Source organism: Sphingomonas antarctica, assembly GCF_965137005.1.
Taxonomy (GTDB): Bacteria; Pseudomonadota; Alphaproteobacteria; order Sphingomonadales; family Sphingomonadaceae; genus Sphingomonas_O; species Sphingomonas_O antarctica.
Genome location: NZ_CBCRXM010000002.1, coordinates 62,315 through 77,690, shown reverse-complemented (window position 1 = coordinate 77,690; position 15,376 = coordinate 62,315). Strand labels below are relative to the sequence as shown.

The 15,376-nt window shown below is 65.1% G+C and carries 17 protein-coding genes and 1 pseudogene; 5 read left to right on the top strand and 13 right to left on the bottom strand.

Annotated elements, in window-relative coordinates; all coding sequences use genetic code 11:
- Window positions 1–2: 2 nt before the first annotated feature.
- The 4 genes from ACM9ME_RS02480 to ACM9ME_RS02465 all read right to left on the bottom strand — a co-directional run bounded on the left by ACM9ME_RS02480 (window position 3) and on the right by ACM9ME_RS02465 (window position 4,707).
- The gene (locus tag ACM9ME_RS02480; protein WP_415641846.1) at window positions 3–977 is read right to left on the bottom strand and encodes a DNA polymerase III subunit delta; all 975 of its coding nucleotides are present in this window, start codon (window positions 975–977) and stop codon (window positions 3–5) included.
- Window positions 974–1,465, bottom strand: a complete 492-nt coding sequence (lptE, locus tag ACM9ME_RS02475; protein WP_415641845.1) for an LPS assembly lipoprotein LptE — start codon at window positions 1,463–1,465, stop codon at window positions 974–976. The genes ACM9ME_RS02480 and lptE overlap by 4 nt, the downstream gene beginning before the upstream one ends.
- Entirely contained in the window at window positions 1,462–4,053 is a 2,592-nt protein-coding gene (leuS, locus tag ACM9ME_RS02470) for a leucine--tRNA ligase (RefSeq protein ID WP_415641844.1), read from the bottom strand. Before leuS ends, lptE begins: the two co-directional genes overlap by 4 nt.
- Before the next feature lie 219 nt (window positions 4,054–4,272).
- Entirely contained in the window at window positions 4,273–4,707 is a 435-nt protein-coding gene (locus ACM9ME_RS02465) for a DUF3576 domain-containing protein (protein ID WP_415641843.1), read from the bottom strand.
- Window positions 4,708–4,920: 213 nt separating this feature from the next.
- Here ACM9ME_RS02465 and ACM9ME_RS02460 point away from each other — a divergent pair, with 213 nt between their 5' ends.
- The gene (locus ACM9ME_RS02460; protein WP_415641842.1) at window positions 4,921–5,619 is read left to right on the top strand and encodes a hypothetical protein; all 699 of its coding nucleotides are present in this window, start codon (window positions 4,921–4,923) and stop codon (window positions 5,617–5,619) included.
- Here the strand turns inward: ACM9ME_RS02460 and ACM9ME_RS02455 are convergent.
- Entirely contained in the window at window positions 5,609–6,118 is a 510-nt protein-coding gene (locus tag ACM9ME_RS02455) for a thiamine phosphate synthase (protein ID WP_415641841.1), read from the bottom strand. The genes ACM9ME_RS02460 and ACM9ME_RS02455 overlap by 11 nt on opposite strands.
- A gap of 20 nt (window positions 6,119–6,138) precedes the next feature.
- On the opposite strand from ACM9ME_RS02455, the gene ACM9ME_RS02450 reads away from it, so the two are divergent.
- On the top strand, window positions 6,139–6,798 hold the full coding sequence (locus tag ACM9ME_RS02450; protein ID WP_415641840.1) for a YggS family pyridoxal phosphate-dependent enzyme: 660 nt from the start codon (window positions 6,139–6,141) through the stop codon (window positions 6,796–6,798).
- On the top strand, window positions 6,795–7,469 hold the full coding sequence (locus tag ACM9ME_RS02445; protein ID WP_415641839.1) for an HAD family hydrolase: 675 nt from the start codon (window positions 6,795–6,797) through the stop codon (window positions 7,467–7,469). The genes ACM9ME_RS02450 and ACM9ME_RS02445 overlap by 4 nt, the downstream gene beginning before the upstream one ends.
- Here ACM9ME_RS02445 and ACM9ME_RS02440 read toward each other — a convergent pair.
- The 7 genes from ACM9ME_RS02440 to ACM9ME_RS02410 form a co-directional block, all read right to left on the bottom strand.
- Window positions 7,441–7,884, bottom strand: a complete 444-nt coding sequence (locus tag ACM9ME_RS02440; RefSeq protein WP_415641838.1) for a hypothetical protein — start codon at window positions 7,882–7,884, stop codon at window positions 7,441–7,443. The two genes, ACM9ME_RS02445 and ACM9ME_RS02440, sit on opposite strands and share 29 nt — an antisense overlap.
- A 57-nt stretch (window positions 7,885–7,941) precedes the next feature.
- On the bottom strand, window positions 7,942–8,664 hold the full coding sequence (locus tag ACM9ME_RS02435; protein WP_415641837.1) for a DUF4336 domain-containing protein: 723 nt from the start codon (window positions 8,662–8,664) through the stop codon (window positions 7,942–7,944).
- A gap of 41 nt (window positions 8,665–8,705) precedes the next feature.
- The gene (gene ribA / locus ACM9ME_RS02430) at window positions 8,706–9,728 is read right to left on the bottom strand and encodes a GTP cyclohydrolase II (protein WP_415642091.1); all 1,023 of its coding nucleotides are present in this window, start codon (window positions 9,726–9,728) and stop codon (window positions 8,706–8,708) included.
- Window positions 9,725–10,507: an exodeoxyribonuclease III gene (locus ACM9ME_RS02425; RefSeq protein WP_415641836.1), complete on the bottom strand. Its 783-nt coding sequence runs from the start codon at window positions 10,505–10,507 to the stop codon at window positions 9,725–9,727. The genes ribA and ACM9ME_RS02425 overlap by 4 nt, the downstream gene beginning before the upstream one ends.
- A 330-nt stretch (window positions 10,508–10,837) precedes the next feature.
- Window positions 10,838–11,440, bottom strand: a complete 603-nt coding sequence (locus ACM9ME_RS02420; RefSeq protein WP_415641835.1) for a LolA family protein — start codon at window positions 11,438–11,440, stop codon at window positions 10,838–10,840.
- 41 nt (window positions 11,441–11,481) lie between these two features.
- On the bottom strand, window positions 11,482–12,585 hold the full coding sequence (dnaN, locus tag ACM9ME_RS02415; protein ID WP_415641834.1) for a DNA polymerase III subunit beta: 1,104 nt from the start codon (window positions 12,583–12,585) through the stop codon (window positions 11,482–11,484).
- A gap of 110 nt (window positions 12,586–12,695) precedes the next feature.
- Window positions 12,696–13,271: an outer membrane protein gene (locus ACM9ME_RS02410; RefSeq protein ID WP_415641833.1), complete on the bottom strand. Its 576-nt coding sequence runs from the start codon at window positions 13,269–13,271 to the stop codon at window positions 12,696–12,698.
- Between the two features lie 127 nt (window positions 13,272–13,398).
- On the opposite strand from ACM9ME_RS02410, the gene ACM9ME_RS02405 reads away from it, so the two are divergent.
- Both ACM9ME_RS02405 and ACM9ME_RS02400 read left to right on the top strand, forming a co-directional pair.
- On the top strand, window positions 13,399–14,025 hold the full coding sequence (locus tag ACM9ME_RS02405; protein WP_415641832.1) for a histidine phosphatase family protein: 627 nt from the start codon (window positions 13,399–13,401) through the stop codon (window positions 14,023–14,025).
- Complete coding sequence (locus ACM9ME_RS02400; RefSeq protein ID WP_415641831.1) at window positions 14,022–14,420, top strand: hypothetical protein; 399 nt, start codon at window positions 14,022–14,024, stop codon at window positions 14,418–14,420. Before ACM9ME_RS02405 ends, ACM9ME_RS02400 begins: the two co-directional genes overlap by 4 nt.
- Here ACM9ME_RS02400 and ACM9ME_RS02395 read toward each other — a convergent pair.
- Window positions 14,363–14,497 (bottom strand): annotated as a pseudogene (locus ACM9ME_RS02395) (PEPxxWA-CTERM sorting domain-containing protein); the annotation flags it as partial. The gene ACM9ME_RS02400 and the pseudogene ACM9ME_RS02395 overlap by 58 nt on opposite strands.
- Between the last annotated feature and the right edge of the window lie 879 nt (window positions 14,498–15,376).

Below are 15,376 nucleotides of genomic sequence, written 5' to 3'. Positions count from 1 at the left end.
ATTTAACGGCCCTTCGCGGCGACGCGGGCGATCTGAACCAATTCTTCGGTGGCGAGTACGCCGCCTGCGGTGCGCCCGTCCTTGAGCCGCTCCTCGACCGAAAACAGCCGGGCGCTGACGCGCGCCAGTCTCTCGGGCCGCCACAATTTCAATTGCCGCTGGATCGCCAGGGCTTCCGGCCCATTCAACCACTTTGGCGGGTTGGCTAGGAGCAATGCCCGCCGCGCGGCCGCCCGCAGCACTGTGACCGCGCCCGAACCCAGATCGCCGAGCAGCGCCAGCTCGCGCGCCACCCCCGCCGCATCGCCATCGAACGCGGCTTCGACTAAAGACGCGTGGTCGCCCTCCTGCGCATCCGCCGACACCGCGTCGATCGTCGTCATGTCGAGTTCGCGCGGGCGGTCCGGTGCGGCGTCGAGATAGAGCGCAAATTTCTCCGCCTCGCGCTGAATCAGCGCGCGGTCGCCATTGCACATCGCCGCCAGGCGTTCGGCAATGCGCGCTTCGACCTTGAGCCCCAGCGGCCGCATGATCGCCGCGGCGAGCTCGCCGGCATCGCGCCCCTCGGGGACGAAGCTGCGAAACGTCAGCGTTGCCGGGTGATTGTCGGCTAATGGCAAGAGCTTGGAATCTTTGCGAAATGTGCCCGCAATTAATGCGACGGGATCGGTTTGCGCCGTGGTGTTGAGTAACTCCTCGACCGCCAGAAAACACTCTTCGCCGCCGATCACGCGAATCCAGCGTTTCGTCCCGAACAACGATAATGCGCTGGCTTCGCCCGCCAATGTGCCTGGCTCGTCTTTAAGCGTGCTGCCGTCGATATCGATGCGTTCGGCATCTGCGCCCAAGGCCGTGCCCAACCGCGCCGCCAGCGCGCGCGAACCCGCGTCGTCGGTGCCGTGCAGGACATAGGCCCGGATGGTGGCATCGGCGCGGTCGAGCGCGGCTTCAATCTGTTTGGCGCTGCCCGCTTTCACTTCGCGGAACGGGTGACGTACAGCCCGATGCGCGCGACCATCTGGTCGGCGATTGTTTCCGCCAGCCGCTCGACCGCGGTGTCTTCCGCCGCGACGGTGGCGTATTCCGAGCTGACGATGTCGATCCCGGCGTCGGAGCCGGCGGTGGCGTCGAGCACGGTCTCTCCGGTGCCGGCATCGACCAATTGATAGCGGCTGCGCAGCGTGCGGCGTTCGCGCGTGACCGCCTGGTCGCGGCGCACGCCAAAGCCCTGGATCGAATCGTCGAGCGTGACGACCAGACGGTATTTGGCCGCGCCGCCGGGCGCACCGCCCAGCCGGTCGATCAATGCGCTGCGGACCAGATAACCGGACTTGCCCGCGATGGGCGCGACCTCGACCTGGCGCAGCGCGTTGGCGACCGCGCCGCTCTCCCCGTCGCTGTACAAAGGCCGCAAGCCGCAGCCGGCGAGTGCGATCGGGAGAATGAGCAGCGCGAAACGAGTCATGCGACGATGTTGACCAAGCGGCCGGGGACGACAATCACTTTCTTTGGTGCTGCCCCTGCGAGGGTCGCGACGATCCTGGGCGAGGCCATTGCCAGCGCCTCCAGATCATCGCGCGACGAATCCTTCGCGACAGTCAACGTGTCGCGCAGCTTGCCGTTGACCTGCACCGCGATGGTCACGCTGTCGTCGACCAGCAACGCCGGATCGGCATCGGGCCAGGCGGCGTCGGCGACCAGGCCGTCATGCCTGCGCGCCGCCCACGCCTCCTCGGCCAGATGCGGCAGCATCGGCGCGACGAGGTGCACCAGAGTGTCGATCGCGGTATCGCGCGAAGCGGACGGGGCGGCCTTTTCGATAGTGTTGGCGAGGCTGTGAACCTTGGCCACCGCCTTGTTGAACTGCAGCGCCTCGATGTCCGCGGCGATACCCGCAACGGCGCGCGCGGTGGCGCGGTCGATCTCGATATCGGCCCCAGCACCGCTCTGCTCCGCTTCAAACAGCCGCCAAAGCCGATTGACGAACTTCCAGCAGGCTTCGATCCCCGCCTCGGTCCACGGCAGATCGCGCTCGGGCGGTGAATCGCCGAGCATGAACCACCGTACCGCATCCGCGCCATACGTGTCGAACATCGGCTCGGGATCGATGACGTTCTTTTTGGACTTCGACATCTTTTCGACGCGACCGACTTTCACCTCATAAGCCGCTAACGCCGCTACATTGGCAATGAGCCGTCCGTCTTTTTGAATGAGCTCGGCGGGCGAGAGCCAAAACTTAGTTGGCACAGCATTGTCGAAAATGCCCTGCTCTAGGTCATCGCCGTCATGCCTAATGCCTTCGACGTAGTAAGTCTCGTGCGTTACCATGCCCTGCGTAAACAGGCCGGCAAACGGCTCGGCAATGTCGAGCTTGCCGAGATGCTTCAGCGCGCGCGTCCAGAACCGCGCATACAACAAATGCAAAATCGCATGCTCGACGCCGCCGATATACTGGCCGACGGGCAGCCAGCTTTCGGCTTCGGTGCGGTCGAACGGCTGGTCGTCGGGCTGGCTGGCGAAGCGGATGAAATACCACGACGAATCGGCGAAGGTGTCGAGCGTATCGGTTTCGCGCACCGCCGCCGTCCCGCATTGCGGGCAATCGACATGCTTCCAGGTCGGGTGGCGGTCGAGCGGATTACCGGGTGTCTTGAAATCGACATTCTCGGGCAACAGCACCGGCAATTGGTCGCGCGGCACGGGGACCACGCCACACGCGCCGCAATGGATCACCGGGATCGGCGTGCCCCAATAACGCTGGCGGCTGACGCCCCAATCGCGCAGCCGCCACACGGTCGTGCCCGCGCCCCAGCCTTCGCTTTCGGCGCGGGCGATGACCTCGGACTTGGCGGCATCGACGGTCATCCCGTCGAGGAACCCTGAATTCACCAGCGCGCCGGGGCCGGTATAGGCCTCGTCACCCACGAACACGGCGTCGGTCAGGTCATTATCGGCAACGACGCGGCGCACTTCGAGCCCGTATTTACGCGCGAAATCCAGATCTCGCTGATCATGCGCAGGCACGCCCATCACCGCGCCGGTGCCATATTCCATCAGCACGAAATTGGCGATGTAGACGGGCAACCGGATCGCGGCGTCGAGCGGATGGATGACTTCGAATCCGGTATCGAAGCCCAGCTTTTCCTGCGTTTCGAGTTCGGCGGCGGTGGTGCCACCCGCCTTGCACAATTCGATGAACGCGGCAGCGTCGGCCGAAGTGACGGCGGCGGCTTGTGCCACCGGATGGTCGGCCGCGACCGCAACGAAACTCGCCCCGAAAATCGTGTCGGGACGCGTCGAAAACACGGCGATCGGCTGATCGAACGGCGCGACCGGCGCAAAGCTGAATTGTAGTCCTTGCGACTTGCCGATCCAGTTGGCCTGCATCAGCTTGACCTTGTCGGGCCAATGCTCAAGCTCGCCCAGCCCGTCGAGCAACTCCTCGGCAAAGTCGGTGATCTTCAAGAACCACTGCGACAGCTGCTTCTTTTCGACCAGCGCGCCCGACCGCCAGCCGCGCCCGTCGATGACCTGCTCGTTGGCCAGCACGGTCATGTCGACCGGGTCCCAATTGACCGCCGACAGCTTGCGATAGACGAGCCCGCTGGCGAGAAAATCGAGGAACAGCGCCTGTTCGTGGCCGTAATAGTCCGGCTCGCACGTCGCCAGCTCGCGGCTCCAATCGATCGCGAGACCGAGCCGCTTCAACTGCGCGCGCATCGCTGCGATGTTGGCGCGGGTCCAGTCGCCCGGATGCACGCCCTTTTCCATCGCCGCATTTTCGGCGGGCATGCCGAACGCGTCCCACCCCATCGGGTGGAGCACGTCATGGCCGGTCATCCGCTTATAGCGCGCCAGCACGTCGCCCATCGTGTAATTGCGGACATGGCCGATATGGATGCGCCCCGACGGATAGGGAAACATCTCCAGCACATAGGCCTTGGGCGCACCGGGCCGGGTGCCCGCGCGAAAGCTCTCACGCTCCGCCCACACCGATTGCCAGCGCGCGTCCGCGTCGAGCGCGTTGAAGCGTGTGGTGTTGGACCCCGTCACTACTCGTCCCGTATGTTGTTCGCTTTGCCCTAACCCACCATGTCACCCCTGCGAAGATGAATCGGGCCGCTATGATCTCCCAGAACATAGCTGCGGACGTCCGGGGGACGTCCGCACCCGATTCATGGGTCCAAATGATCTCGCCAAGCGCGGCTCAGCTTCTGCTGGAGAACTTATCTGGGCCCCTGCCTGCGCAGGGGCGACATGCATCTTGGGAGTTTATCCCGCCACCGCGCCACGCCGCAGGTCGCGCGCCTTGGTCAGGATGATGTCTTCCAGCTTTTGCACCGTCGCGGCCTGAACCGGTGCATCGATCCACTGATTGCCCTGCAGCACCTGGCGGCTGGCGGCGACGCGCAGCGCATCGGCGCGCAGATCCTTGTCGAGGATCGTGACGGTCAGCTTCATCCGCTCCGACGGCAGCTTGGGGTTCACATACCAGTCGGTGACAATGACGCCGCCGTTCGAATCGGTCTGCAGCAACGGCGCGAACGATACGGTTTCGAGCGAGGCACGCCACAAATAGGCGTTGATGCCGATCGTGGTGACGTTCGACGCGGCCAGATCGGCGCGCGGCAGGTCGCGATTCTTCGCGCAACCGGCGGCAAGGGCGGTGACGGCAAGGGCGGCAAACAGAGCTGGGCGAAGTGTCATTCAACTGTCCTTAAGGCTGGATAGGGCTGTTACAGCGGGTTAGCCGTCGCGCCAAGCGGCGGGATCGGGCGAGATTTCTGTGGGGTTGGGGCAACACTTGTCTAAAAACGACTATCTTTCGGTAGGCACAGGGTGGTTGATGGAACCGACTCCCCTATGTTCTGCTTTGACCTGAACAGGGGATTGCGAGTCGTGCGTGTGCAGCGATCAGTGATGGCGATGACGGCCGCGGGCTTCGGCCTGCTGGCGCTCGCGCTGTCGCCGGCGATCGCCCAGCCGATCGAACGTCTCGTCGCCAAGCCCCGCGTATCGCTGTCGGCGCGTGGCGGGCTCGGCTCGTTCACGCCGGCCGACGCGGATCCGCGACTCGTTGCTGCCCTCGCGCGCAACAGCCTGACCGCCAACGGCATGCGGTTCACGCCGGTGGGTGCCAGCCTTCGCCTCAATCGCTCCGTCACTGTCGCGGTCCGCGCGCGGGCCAATGGCACCGCGCTGGGCGGCGACTCGACCACGCTGGGCGTGACTTCGCCGGCGGTCGGCATTGCGCCGGTGGCGTATAATCTGGGTGCGGCAATCGGCTGGAAGCGTTTTGCGCTGTCGGGTGACGTCGCCAAGGTCGATGGCGTGATGGGTGGCCGTGAAGCGGTCGATCTGGGCGTCAGCTACAACACCAAGAAATGGAGCGCGCGTGTCGGCGTCGCCGCCGATCAGCCGACCGCTCTCACGCCGCGGCCCCTCGCCGATGCGCGCGGTGTCTCGGCCGATCTCGGCGGCAGCTATCGCCTCACGCGCAACCTCGATGTGACCGCGGGCGTGCGTTACCGCGCGACGGATCGTGATCGCTTGAATATCCGTAACGATGCCGTCCGCGACAGCCAAGCGGTTTACGTGGGCACCGCGTTCAAGTTTTAAACGCGTCGATCGCGGCCCAGCCGTGAAGCTTGAGACCGTTTAACTTCCGGAACTTCGCCGCGTTCATTCCGCCCAGTGCGATTGCGGGAATGCGATTGCCCGCCAGCATAAGGCCCAGCCCGACGACGCCGAGCGACCGCGCGCCGGGGTGCGAGCGCGTGGCGAAGACCGGCGCCACGAACACCAGATCGGCCCCCAACCGCTGTGCCGCAACCAGTTCGCGCCGGTTGTGCACCGTGATCGCGCGCGGTTCATCGTTGAAGCCGACCGCCTGCCATGCGCCACCATGCGGCGGCTCGGCGAGCAGCATGATCCCGCCCCGCCGCCGCACTTCCGCGCCGAGGCGTTCGAACAATGCCGCCCGCTTGCGTGGCTTCAATTCGAAATGCCGAAACACCACGCCGCTACCCCGCGGCATGCGCTTATACGCCTCGACCGGATTGCCGCCGCGCGGGTCGGTGATCAGCCACAGATGCGGCAGGGTCTGGCGGCGGCGCATCGCACGGCTATAGCGCCGCGATGAGCGAAGCCGAACAGCGACTGGCCGAAGTGCGCGATGCCGTTACGCGCGCGGCGGTGACGGCAGGGCGTCAGCCCGCAGCCGTGAACCTGATCGCGGTGTCGAAAATGCATCCTGCCGAGGCGATCCGCCTGCTGCTCACGGCTGGCCAGCGCGACTTCGGCGAAAACCGCGTACAGGAGGCGTCCGCCAAATGGCCGGAACTGCGCGCCGACTATCCCGACATACGCCTGCACCTGATCGGGCAGTTACAATCAAACAAGGCGGCGGAGGCGGTCGCCCTGTTCGACGCAATTCATTCGGTCGACCGGCCCTCGCTGATCGCCGCGCTGGCCAAGGCGATGAACGAGACCGGCAAGCGACCCGACTGCTTCGTCCAGGCCAATTTGGAGGGCGCAGAGGGCAAAGGCGGCTGCGCACCCGAAGATCTGGCCGCGACGCTCGCCGCCGCGCGCGATGCCGGTGTGCCCGTCATCGGCCTGATGTGCGTGCCGCCCGAGGGGCTCGAACCCGCTCCGTGGTTCGCCTTGCTTGCCAAACTCGCCGACGATCACGGCCTGGCACATCTGAGCATGGGCATGTCGGGCGATTACGAGAGCGCGGTGCGTATCGGCGCGACCCACGTCCGTGTCGGCACCGCGTTGTTCGGCGCGCGATGACCGCGATCATCTTCGATTTCGATGGCGTGTTGATCGAGAGCGAGCACGTCTCCGCAAAACAGATTTCGGCCACGCTGACCCGTCTCGGTCATCCGACGACGGTCGATCAGGCGCTCGACGCCTTTACCGGCCTTGGCGGCCAGGATTTTCTCGACGCAGTGGCCGCGCACACCGGCATCGGCATCCCAGACGGCTTTGTCGCAGCGCGCCAGGCCGAAGATGCGCGCGTGGTGGCTGAGGGCGTCGCCGAAGTGGCGGGCGCCGCGGCCTATGTGCACAGCCTCCCCGCCGATCTGCCGATCGCCATCGCGTCGTCATCGACGACTCACTGGTTGCGCGCGCATCTCGACCATCTCGGCTTACGCGAACGGTTTGAACCGCACATCTATTCGGGCCGCGAACATGTCGCGCGCGGCAAGCCCGCCCCCGACATTTACCTCTATGCCGCTGCCCAACTCGGCATCCCGATCGCCGACTGCGTGATCGTCGAGGATTCGGTGGTCGGCGTGATCGGAGCCTTGGCGAGCGGCGCGCGAGTTCTCGGCTTCGCGGCGGGCCGACATTGTCGCCACGGGCATGCCGACCGGCTGCGCGAGCGCGGCGTAAGCGATGTCGCGCACAGTTTTGCCGACGTCGCGGCGCTTATCGCGGACGGCGATCCCGCGGGTTAGCCAGCGCGCGCCAGCACAATACGCCGAGCACGCACATCATGATGACGAACCCGACGGCGATTAACGCCGCGCCATCGCCGTGCGTCACGCGTAGATAGAGCAAAGTATCGCTTACCGTGCCCAGAAAACTCGAGTCGGATTGGGTCGATACGGTCAGCCGGTCGTCGCCGGCCCCGCCATCGACATAAACGCCTTTGCCGCCGTGACCCGTCACGGTCAGCACGTCATTGCCTGCTCCGCCTTCTACGACCACTGGATAAGGTGTGCCGTTCGGAACGTCCCAGGCGCCGCCATGCTTGGCGACAATATAAGTCGCGTCTTTTGGGCAATCGCCTTTGTAAGTATTCGGCGGGAGCGGGTGGTCCGGATCCTGAAGCAGGCTGCATCGCTCGGACCGGGGTAAGTTCGCTGGCATTCAGCTCGTCTAGGTCATGTCACCTGATAAAAGGTTGATGGCTGGTGAGGCGCTCGCCTAGTCGAAGTCGGCAGCCGCACGTTCAAACACTGCGGCGCAATCATCCTCGATCACATCGCCGTGGCTGACGACGATCCGCGTCAGCGCCGGGTCTGCCGCCCAGCCACGCATCTGCGCGGCGAGGGCGCGGCCATCCTTCACGAACATCCGTTTGGCCGGGCGCGGCATGCGCGGACGGCTGATGCCGAACCCGAACAGCCGCGCCATGATCTTCGCGCCCAAGCCATGCGGGTGGCGGACGTTGGCGAGGATATCGTTGACGACCAGCGTCAGCCGCCCGTCGCGGATCACCCGCAGCACACCCTCCTTGCCATCGGTGCCGTCGGCCGCTGCAAAACTCACGTCGGGGTCGCCCAATATGTCGATCGTCGCGGTGACCGGCACCGCCTCGCCCACCGCCTCGCGCGCGCCCGGCGGGCTCAGCACCTGTGCCTTGGCAAAGCGCGAGGCCCAGGCGCGAATGTCGAGCCGGTGGCCGATGCCCGGCACGATCAGAAACGCGATGCGCCCCTTGGCCTCGATCGCCTGCAAAGTCGCCCGGTCGACCGGCACCGGGCTCCAGATCAGCAGCCGGCCATCGCTCAGCGCGACCACCGTCATCCGGCGCGGAAACCGCCCCAGCGGCATGACGATCTCGCCTTCGACGGTCCACAGCCCCCGGTCGAGTTCGATCAGGGGTCCGTGCGGCTGCACGACCCATTTGTCGTTGAATTTTGGCATGACCCTAGAATGCGTACCGCCGCCAATTGATCCAAATCAGATCAAATATGCCCCGTTCGCACGCGCTTGGTGTCGAGATAGGCGACATTGTGCGGATTTGGCGGCAGCACATGCGGCACGCGTTCGGTCACGACGATCCCCGCCGCCTCCAGCCCCGCCACCTTGGCGGGATTATTGGTCAGCAAACGGACGCGGTCCTGCCCCATCAGGCTCAACATCCGCGCGGCGATGGCATAGCCGCGCGCATCGACCGGCAGACCCAGCCGCAAATTGGCATCGACGGTGTCGAACCCCTGATCCTGCAACTGGTACGCGCGCAACTTGTTGATCAGCCCGATCCCGCGCCCTTCCTGACGCAGATACAGCAACATGCCCCACCCGCTGTCGCCGATCAGGCGCAACGCCTGCTGCAACTGGGGTCCGCAATCGCATTTCAGACTGCCGAACACGTCGCCGGTCAGGCATTCGCTGTGCAGTCGCACCAAGGGAACGCTGCCATTGGGCTCGCCGATGATCAGCGCGACATGCTCCTGCCCCGCATCGCGCCCGCGAAACGCGACCATCGTCGCATCCTCCGCGCCCGCCACCGGCAAGCGCGCGCGGCTGACGATCCGCAGCGCATCGGGCATCTCGTAAGCCCATAGGTCGTCGACAGTGACGTCACACTCGGCTTCACCGTTGCTGATCAAAAATGCGGGCAACAACCCTGCGAGCCGCGCCAGCTCGAGCGCCGCGCTGGCGGCCTTCGTCTCGGCCAGCGGCAAAACGCGAAACGGACCCTTCATCGGCGTCGCCAGATCCAGCGCCGGATCGGCCAGCGCCCGCGCGCCGCTGAGATCGAGCCACGGCGCGGCTTCGATCAGCACGCCTTCGCCCGATGCGTCGATCTGATTGGTCAGCTTGAGCGTCGCCGCGCGGCTCGCCGATAATAGCACGCCGGTGGCGGCGAACGCCGTCATGGCGTCATCGTCGCACGTTTCGATCGCCAGCACGCTCAGGCCGCCGACGTTCACCGGCCAGCCGCGGCGCAGCGCGTCGATCGCCCGGGCGACAGCCTTGCTCAGAACGCGAACTCGGTGACCAATGGCACATGGTCCGAAGGCTTGAGCCACGACCGGCACGGCTCGCACACCTTGTGACTGACCGCCTTGTCCGCGACCTCGCGACTTGCCCACATATGGTCGAGCCTTCGCCCGCGATCGCCCGCCGTCCAGTCCTTGGCGCGATAACTCCACCATGTAAAATTGCGCTGCGGCGCCGGAATGAAGTGCCGCCCCAGATCGACCCAGTCATGCGCCGCGTGCAACCCGGCCAGCGCCTCGATCTCGATCGCGGTATGGCTGACGGTGTTGATCAGCTGTTTGTGGCTCCACACGTCGCATTCGAGCGGGGCGATATTGAAATCGCCGGTCAGGATCGTCGGGTGCTGCAACGCCTTCGCCCATTCGGTCATCCGCGCCAGAAAATCGAGCTTTTGGCCGAATTTGGGGTTCACCTCGCGGTCGGGCAGGTCGCCGCCCGCAGGGACATAGACGTTTTCCAGCCGCACCCCGTTGGGCAGTCGCACCCCGACATGCCGCGCTTCCTGATTCGCCTGCCAGTCGAAACGGTCGTCGGCGACCACCGGCACGCGGGCAATGATCGCGACGCCGTGGTGCATCCGCTGGCCGTGCTTGATGACGTGGTCATAACCCAGCGCGCGGAACGGGGCTTCGGGAAAATCGCCGTCGATTACCTTGGTTTCCTGGAGACACAGCACATCCGGCGCCTCTTCGCGCAGGAATTGCTCGACGATCTCGATGCGGAACCGCACCGAATTGATGTTCCACGACGCGATCTTCACGACAGGCGATGTAGGCGCTCAATTAATATTGGCAAAGCGCGTCCGGCAGCATTCATTCAGGAAGCCGACAGGATTTCGCGACTAGTTCGCAACTGTGGCTCGCGCCGGATTGTGATGGGTTTTCCCCTGTTACCTGTCCCCGGCGCGACCACACCAGCGTGACGAACGACTGGTCGGCCCCCGCTCCAAGCCCCCGGAGCGGGGGCCGCTTCGTATGAGCGGCACGCCGATAGCGAAGCTATCGTCGAGACCGCGAATACCGGCCGGCCTGGGCGCAGGCTGGGACCGACGTCACGGATTTACTCCGTGACGGCCCTCCCTCAAAAGAAGTTACCCCCGCGGCCCAGCCTGCCGCGGATCGCGCCACTTGAACGCGCTGTCCGCCACCGGCGCATTGAAACGCTGATCGGACAAATGCACGGTGGTGCGATTATTCTGCGCATCGAGCGCGACCCAGCCCTGCATCCGCAAGCCCCCCGGGGACAGCGCATCGCGCGCAAAAGCGAGCGTGATCGCCCCGAATTGCGGACGTTTCGGATCGCGCACCAACGCCAGCACGATGCGCGGATCGGACGACGGGATGATCTGTGCGAACTTGGCGATATCCGCATTGGGATCGAGCAGCACCGCCAGCGGCGATCCGCCGATCGGCCAGCGCGACACCTGCCGCACCGAATAATCGATGAACCACAATGATTTGCCATCGGCGACGACGAGGATCGGCACGCCCTGCCCATATTGAAAGCGGATTTTCCCCGGCCGTTTGAGCGTCAGCGTCCCGGTCAGCGTCTTGCCCGTCCGGTCGGTCTGCGCGAACCCGGCCGTCATGGTCTGAACCCCGCGTAAATGCCGCTGGACAAGCGCCAAGTCGGACTGCTGGGCGATGGCGGGCGCGGTTATCGCGACCAGTGGTAGGAGATATTTGGCGATCATGCGCGGTCTTTAGCGCCGGAAATTGAACTGCGCCTGTCCGATCACACCCGCATCGGCATCAGCACATACAAGGCAGCCGCCTTGTCATTCTCGCGAATCAGGGTCGGCGCGGCGGCATCCGCCAAATGGACTTCGACGCTGTCGCCCTCGATCTGCGCGAGGATGTCCATCAGATAGCGCGCGTTGAAGCCGATTTCGAACCCGCTCGCCGAATAATCGCCGGGGACTTCTTCGGCGGCGGTGCCGTTTTCAGGGCTGGTCACCGACAGGGTGATGCGGTCGCGATCCAGCGCCATCTTTACGGCGCGGGTCTTTTCGCTGGCGATCGTCGCTACGCGATCGACGCCCTGCGCGAACGACTTGGGGTCGATCTTGAGCAATTTGTCGTTCCCGGTCGGAATGACGCGGCTGTAATCGGGGAACGTGCCGTCGATCAGCTTCGACGTCAGCACCGCCGATCCCAGATCGAAGCGGATCTTGGTGTTCGACAGCGACACTTCGACCGTGCCGTCGATCTCGTCGAGCAACTTGCGCAGTTCGGCGACGCATTTCCGCGGGACGATGACGTCGGGCATCCCCTCCGCGCCGTCGGGACGCGCCACGGTGACGCGCGCGAGGCGGTGACCGTCGGTCGCGGCGGCCTTCAACACATCATCGGCGACGTGGAAGAAGATGCCGTTAAGGTAATAACGCGTCTCTTCGGTCGAAATCGCAAAGCGCGTCTTGTCGATGATCTGGCGCAGCGTCGCGGCGGGCAGGACGAACTTGGTCGGCAGTTCGCCTTCGGCAATCACCGGGAAATCGTCGCGCGGCAAAGTCTGCAGGTTGAAGCGCGCACGGCCGGCGACGACCTGCATCTTGCCCTCCGCTGCCGTTAGCGAAACCTGGCTGCCCTCGGGCAATTTGCGCGCGATATCGAACAGGGTGTGCGCCGAAATCGTCGTCGCCCCGGCCTGATCGACCTGCGCCTCGATGGTTTCGAGCACCTGCAGGTCCAGATCGGTGGCCATCAGCTTGATGGTGCCATCGTCGGCTGCCTCGATCAGCACATTCGACAAAATCGGAATGGTATTGCGTCGCTCGACCACCGACTGGACGTGGCCGAGGCTCTTGAGGAGCGTCGCGCGTTCGATTGTCGCCTTCATTTGGATGCCCATCCCCGTGGCGTAAAACGTGACCGAGTCATGGACAGAAAAAAGGGCCGGAGCAAGCGCTCCGACCCCTTTATGCACAGTATATTGTGGGTAGGCGACCCTTAGAAGCGGACGCCGACCCCCGCGAGCACGCCGTGACGCGACACGCCCTGCTCATAGTTGGAGTAGCGATATTCGGCTTTGCCATAGAAATTGCCGCCGAACTTGTGCTCGATGCCCGCACCGACGCGAACGCCGTCGAGGTTCTTGCCGCCCAAAGTTGTCGTCGTCGTGCCATCGCTCGACGTCAGACGGACCCGCGCATTGGTGTAGCCGGCCTTGGCATAAAGCAGTGTGTTGCCGCCGACGACCGCGCCGATGCGACCGCCGGCATACAGGTCACGCCCGGCCTTGACGCACAGATTGGGCGACGCGACCGAACCCGGACCGTCACAGGCGTCGGTCGACGATCCAGTGGCTTCACCTTCGATGCCGGCAACGAAGTGCCCGGCCTGGAAGTCATAACCCGCCTGGCCGCCATAGGTGACGCCGTCTTCGTGGCCACCGCCGGCTTGCACGCGATCATAGCCGACAACGGCTTCGGCGCGCGCGCCGGTGAACGGGGCCCGATCCTGCGCCATGGCGGGGGCGGCGAGGGCGATCGTGGAAACGAGCGCGGCGGAAATGATGGTACGCATGTTCTGCTCCTTGGGTTTTCCCCTTGGCGGGGACCGGTGAAGCGCATCAGGTAATGGCTGGTTTCATGAACCTCAGCCAACGAAACCGGGTGTTGCATTCGCGCCACAAGCCGCGAATGGTTCACCGATGATTCAGCTACCCGGCAAAGCCTATATCGCCCGTCACGGCGAGACCGTGTTCAACAGCGCGCGGCGCATTCAGGGCGATCTGTTGCACACTCCGCTGACCCGCGCCGGCATCGCCCAGGCCGAGCAGATGGGCGCCCAATTGGCGGCACAGCTCGGAAAAAAACCGCGCCTGTCGCTATGGTCCTCGCCGACCGGACGGGCGCTGCAGACGCTGGCGATCATTGCCGAACATCTCGATCTCGATTGGCACGCCGCGCATCCGGATGCGCGGCTGGTGGAGATCGGCATGGGCAGCTGGGATGGGCGCTATTATCCCGACATCATCGCCGAAACGGGTGACATCTTCGATCCGGCACTGGGCGTGTTCACGCGGGTCGCGCCGGGCGGGGAAAGTTATGCCGACGTTGCCGACCGCCTGCGCCCGTGGGTGGCGGAACGCTCCGCGCCGCGCGACCGGCTGATCATCATGCACGGCGTGTCCAGCCAGGTGCTGCGCGGACTGCTGACCGGCGGGGCGGCGCATCCGAATTGCGGCACGCCGGTGGGCGAACGGTTGCCCCAGGGATCGGTCGCGATGGTCGAAAATGGGCAGGAGACGGTGGTCGTGCGCGGCACCGGCGCATGATCCTCCTCGCCGCCGCGGCCAGCTTGCTGGCGGTCAAGGGCGGCTGGGCGACGTTCCGCGACGGACCGGTCTGCCGCGCAGTGGCGGAACCGGTGCGACGGACGACGACGCCTCTAAAACCGTTTGCCGCGCTGGCCGTTGCGCCGGGCCGCGCGCCGGTGCTGAGTTTCCGGCTGGGTCATGTGCCGCGCGACGGACGGGCGATGCTCACCGTCGGGGGGAAGTCAGTTCAGCTGGCAATAGCGGGCGACATGGCCCGGACCATCGACCCGCAAGCCATCGACGCCCTGCGCGCGGGCCAGACGATGACCGTCCGGACCCGCGCGGGGTATGAGATTTACGACTTGCGCGGCGCCCCGACGGCGATCGACGCGGCGCTGGCGGCCTGCCGCTGACGGCGGCGCGACGCGCCACCGATCAGCCCGAAGCCGCCGATCATCAGCGCCCATTGCGCCGGCTCTGGCACGCCCAGCGTCAGCGGCGCATAGCCGTAGCCGCCGCCCGCCATCTGCTGCAGCGCGCCGCTGCTGCTGGTCAGCGTGGCGCCGGGCGACAAGGTGATCCCGCTCAGCGTCGCGGTGTTGAAGAAATCGAACTCCCCGTCGCGCAGATTGATGTGCGACAGATACGACAGCACGGTGAACTGCTCACCCGCCGCCACGCTGAAATCGAGGCTGAGCGTCGTCGGCGCGTAATTCGCCTGCGTCGGGCAATAGCCGGTCTCGTCGTCGGGCGTACACAATCCGGTCTGCGCAAAGATCGGATAGGTCGCGATCAGATTGTTGTACGTCGCAACCAGCGACGGCACGGCGCTATACTGCACCGTGCTCATCAGGACGCCGGTGTTGTAATTGTAAGTCATCAACCGCGTCGGCTGGAACACCTGCCGCAACGGAACGCCGCTCGGATTGATCGTATAGACCGTCACGTTGTTGCCGTTGCGCGCGACACCCGACGCGAACTGGCCCGGATCGCCGCCGAAATTGCGCACGTTCCACACCGACGTGCCGCCAAACCGCGGCTGATAAGTGTTGGTGACCGTCGCGTCGGCGGGTGCCGTTCGCGTCAGCAGCATGCTTTCGTAATTGTCACCGCTCGACCGGATCGGCAAACCGTTGGTGCCGGGCGCGGTCGCGGTCACGCCTTGTCCGCCCAGATTCCAGTTGCCGCCCTTCAGCGCGACGACGCGATAGGTCCAGTCGAACAGATTGCCGTCACCGCCCAAATTGGCGCCGACATTCGAACCGCCGTCGATCGTGAAGCTCAGATGGACATTGACGTTGCCCGTGCCGCCCACAGTGTAGCTGTCCATCCATGCCGAACCGGCATTGAGTTCCGACGTGCCGTTGCC

What these genes read in the sequence shown, in the direction of transcription:
- ACM9ME_RS02420 (WP_415641835.1), bottom strand. Translation starts at nt 11,440, where the DNA reads ATGATCGCCAAATATCTCCTACCACTGGTCGCGATAACCGCGCCCGCC.
- ACM9ME_RS02435 (WP_415641837.1), bottom strand. Translation starts at nt 8,664, where the DNA reads ATGCCAAAATTCAACGACAAATGGGTCGTGCAGCCGCACGGACCCCTG.
- ACM9ME_RS02460 (WP_415641842.1), top strand. Translation starts at nt 4,921, where the DNA reads ATGGCGATGACGGCCGCGGGCTTCGGCCTGCTGGCGCTCGCGCTGTCG.
- lptE (WP_415641845.1), bottom strand. Translation starts at nt 1,465, where the DNA reads ATGACTCGTTTCGCGCTGCTCATTCTCCCGATCGCACTCGCCGGCTGC.
- ACM9ME_RS02400 (WP_415641831.1), top strand. Translation starts at nt 14,022, where the DNA reads ATGATCCTCCTCGCCGCCGCGGCCAGCTTGCTGGCGGTCAAGGGCGGC.
- ACM9ME_RS02405 (WP_415641832.1), top strand. Translation starts at nt 13,399, where the DNA reads ATGATTCAGCTACCCGGCAAAGCCTATATCGCCCGTCACGGCGAGACC.
- dnaN (WP_415641834.1), bottom strand. Translation starts at nt 12,585, where the DNA reads ATGAAGGCGACAATCGAACGCGCGACGCTCCTCAAGAGCCTCGGCCAC.
- ACM9ME_RS02455 (WP_415641841.1), bottom strand. Translation starts at nt 6,118, where the DNA reads ATGCGCCGCCGCCAGACCCTGCCGCATCTGTGGCTGATCACCGACCCG.
- ACM9ME_RS02445 (WP_415641839.1), top strand. Translation starts at nt 6,795, where the DNA reads ATGACCGCGATCATCTTCGATTTCGATGGCGTGTTGATCGAGAGCGAG.
- ACM9ME_RS02440 (WP_415641838.1), bottom strand. Translation starts at nt 7,884, where the DNA reads ATGCCAGCGAACTTACCCCGGTCCGAGCGATGCAGCCTGCTTCAGGAT.
- ACM9ME_RS02410 (WP_415641833.1), bottom strand. Translation starts at nt 13,271, where the DNA reads ATGCGTACCATCATTTCCGCCGCGCTCGTTTCCACGATCGCCCTCGCC.
- ACM9ME_RS02465 (WP_415641843.1), bottom strand. Translation starts at nt 4,707, where the DNA reads ATGACACTTCGCCCAGCTCTGTTTGCCGCCCTTGCCGTCACCGCCCTT.
- ACM9ME_RS02450 (WP_415641840.1), top strand. Translation starts at nt 6,139, where the DNA reads ATGAGCGAAGCCGAACAGCGACTGGCCGAAGTGCGCGATGCCGTTACG.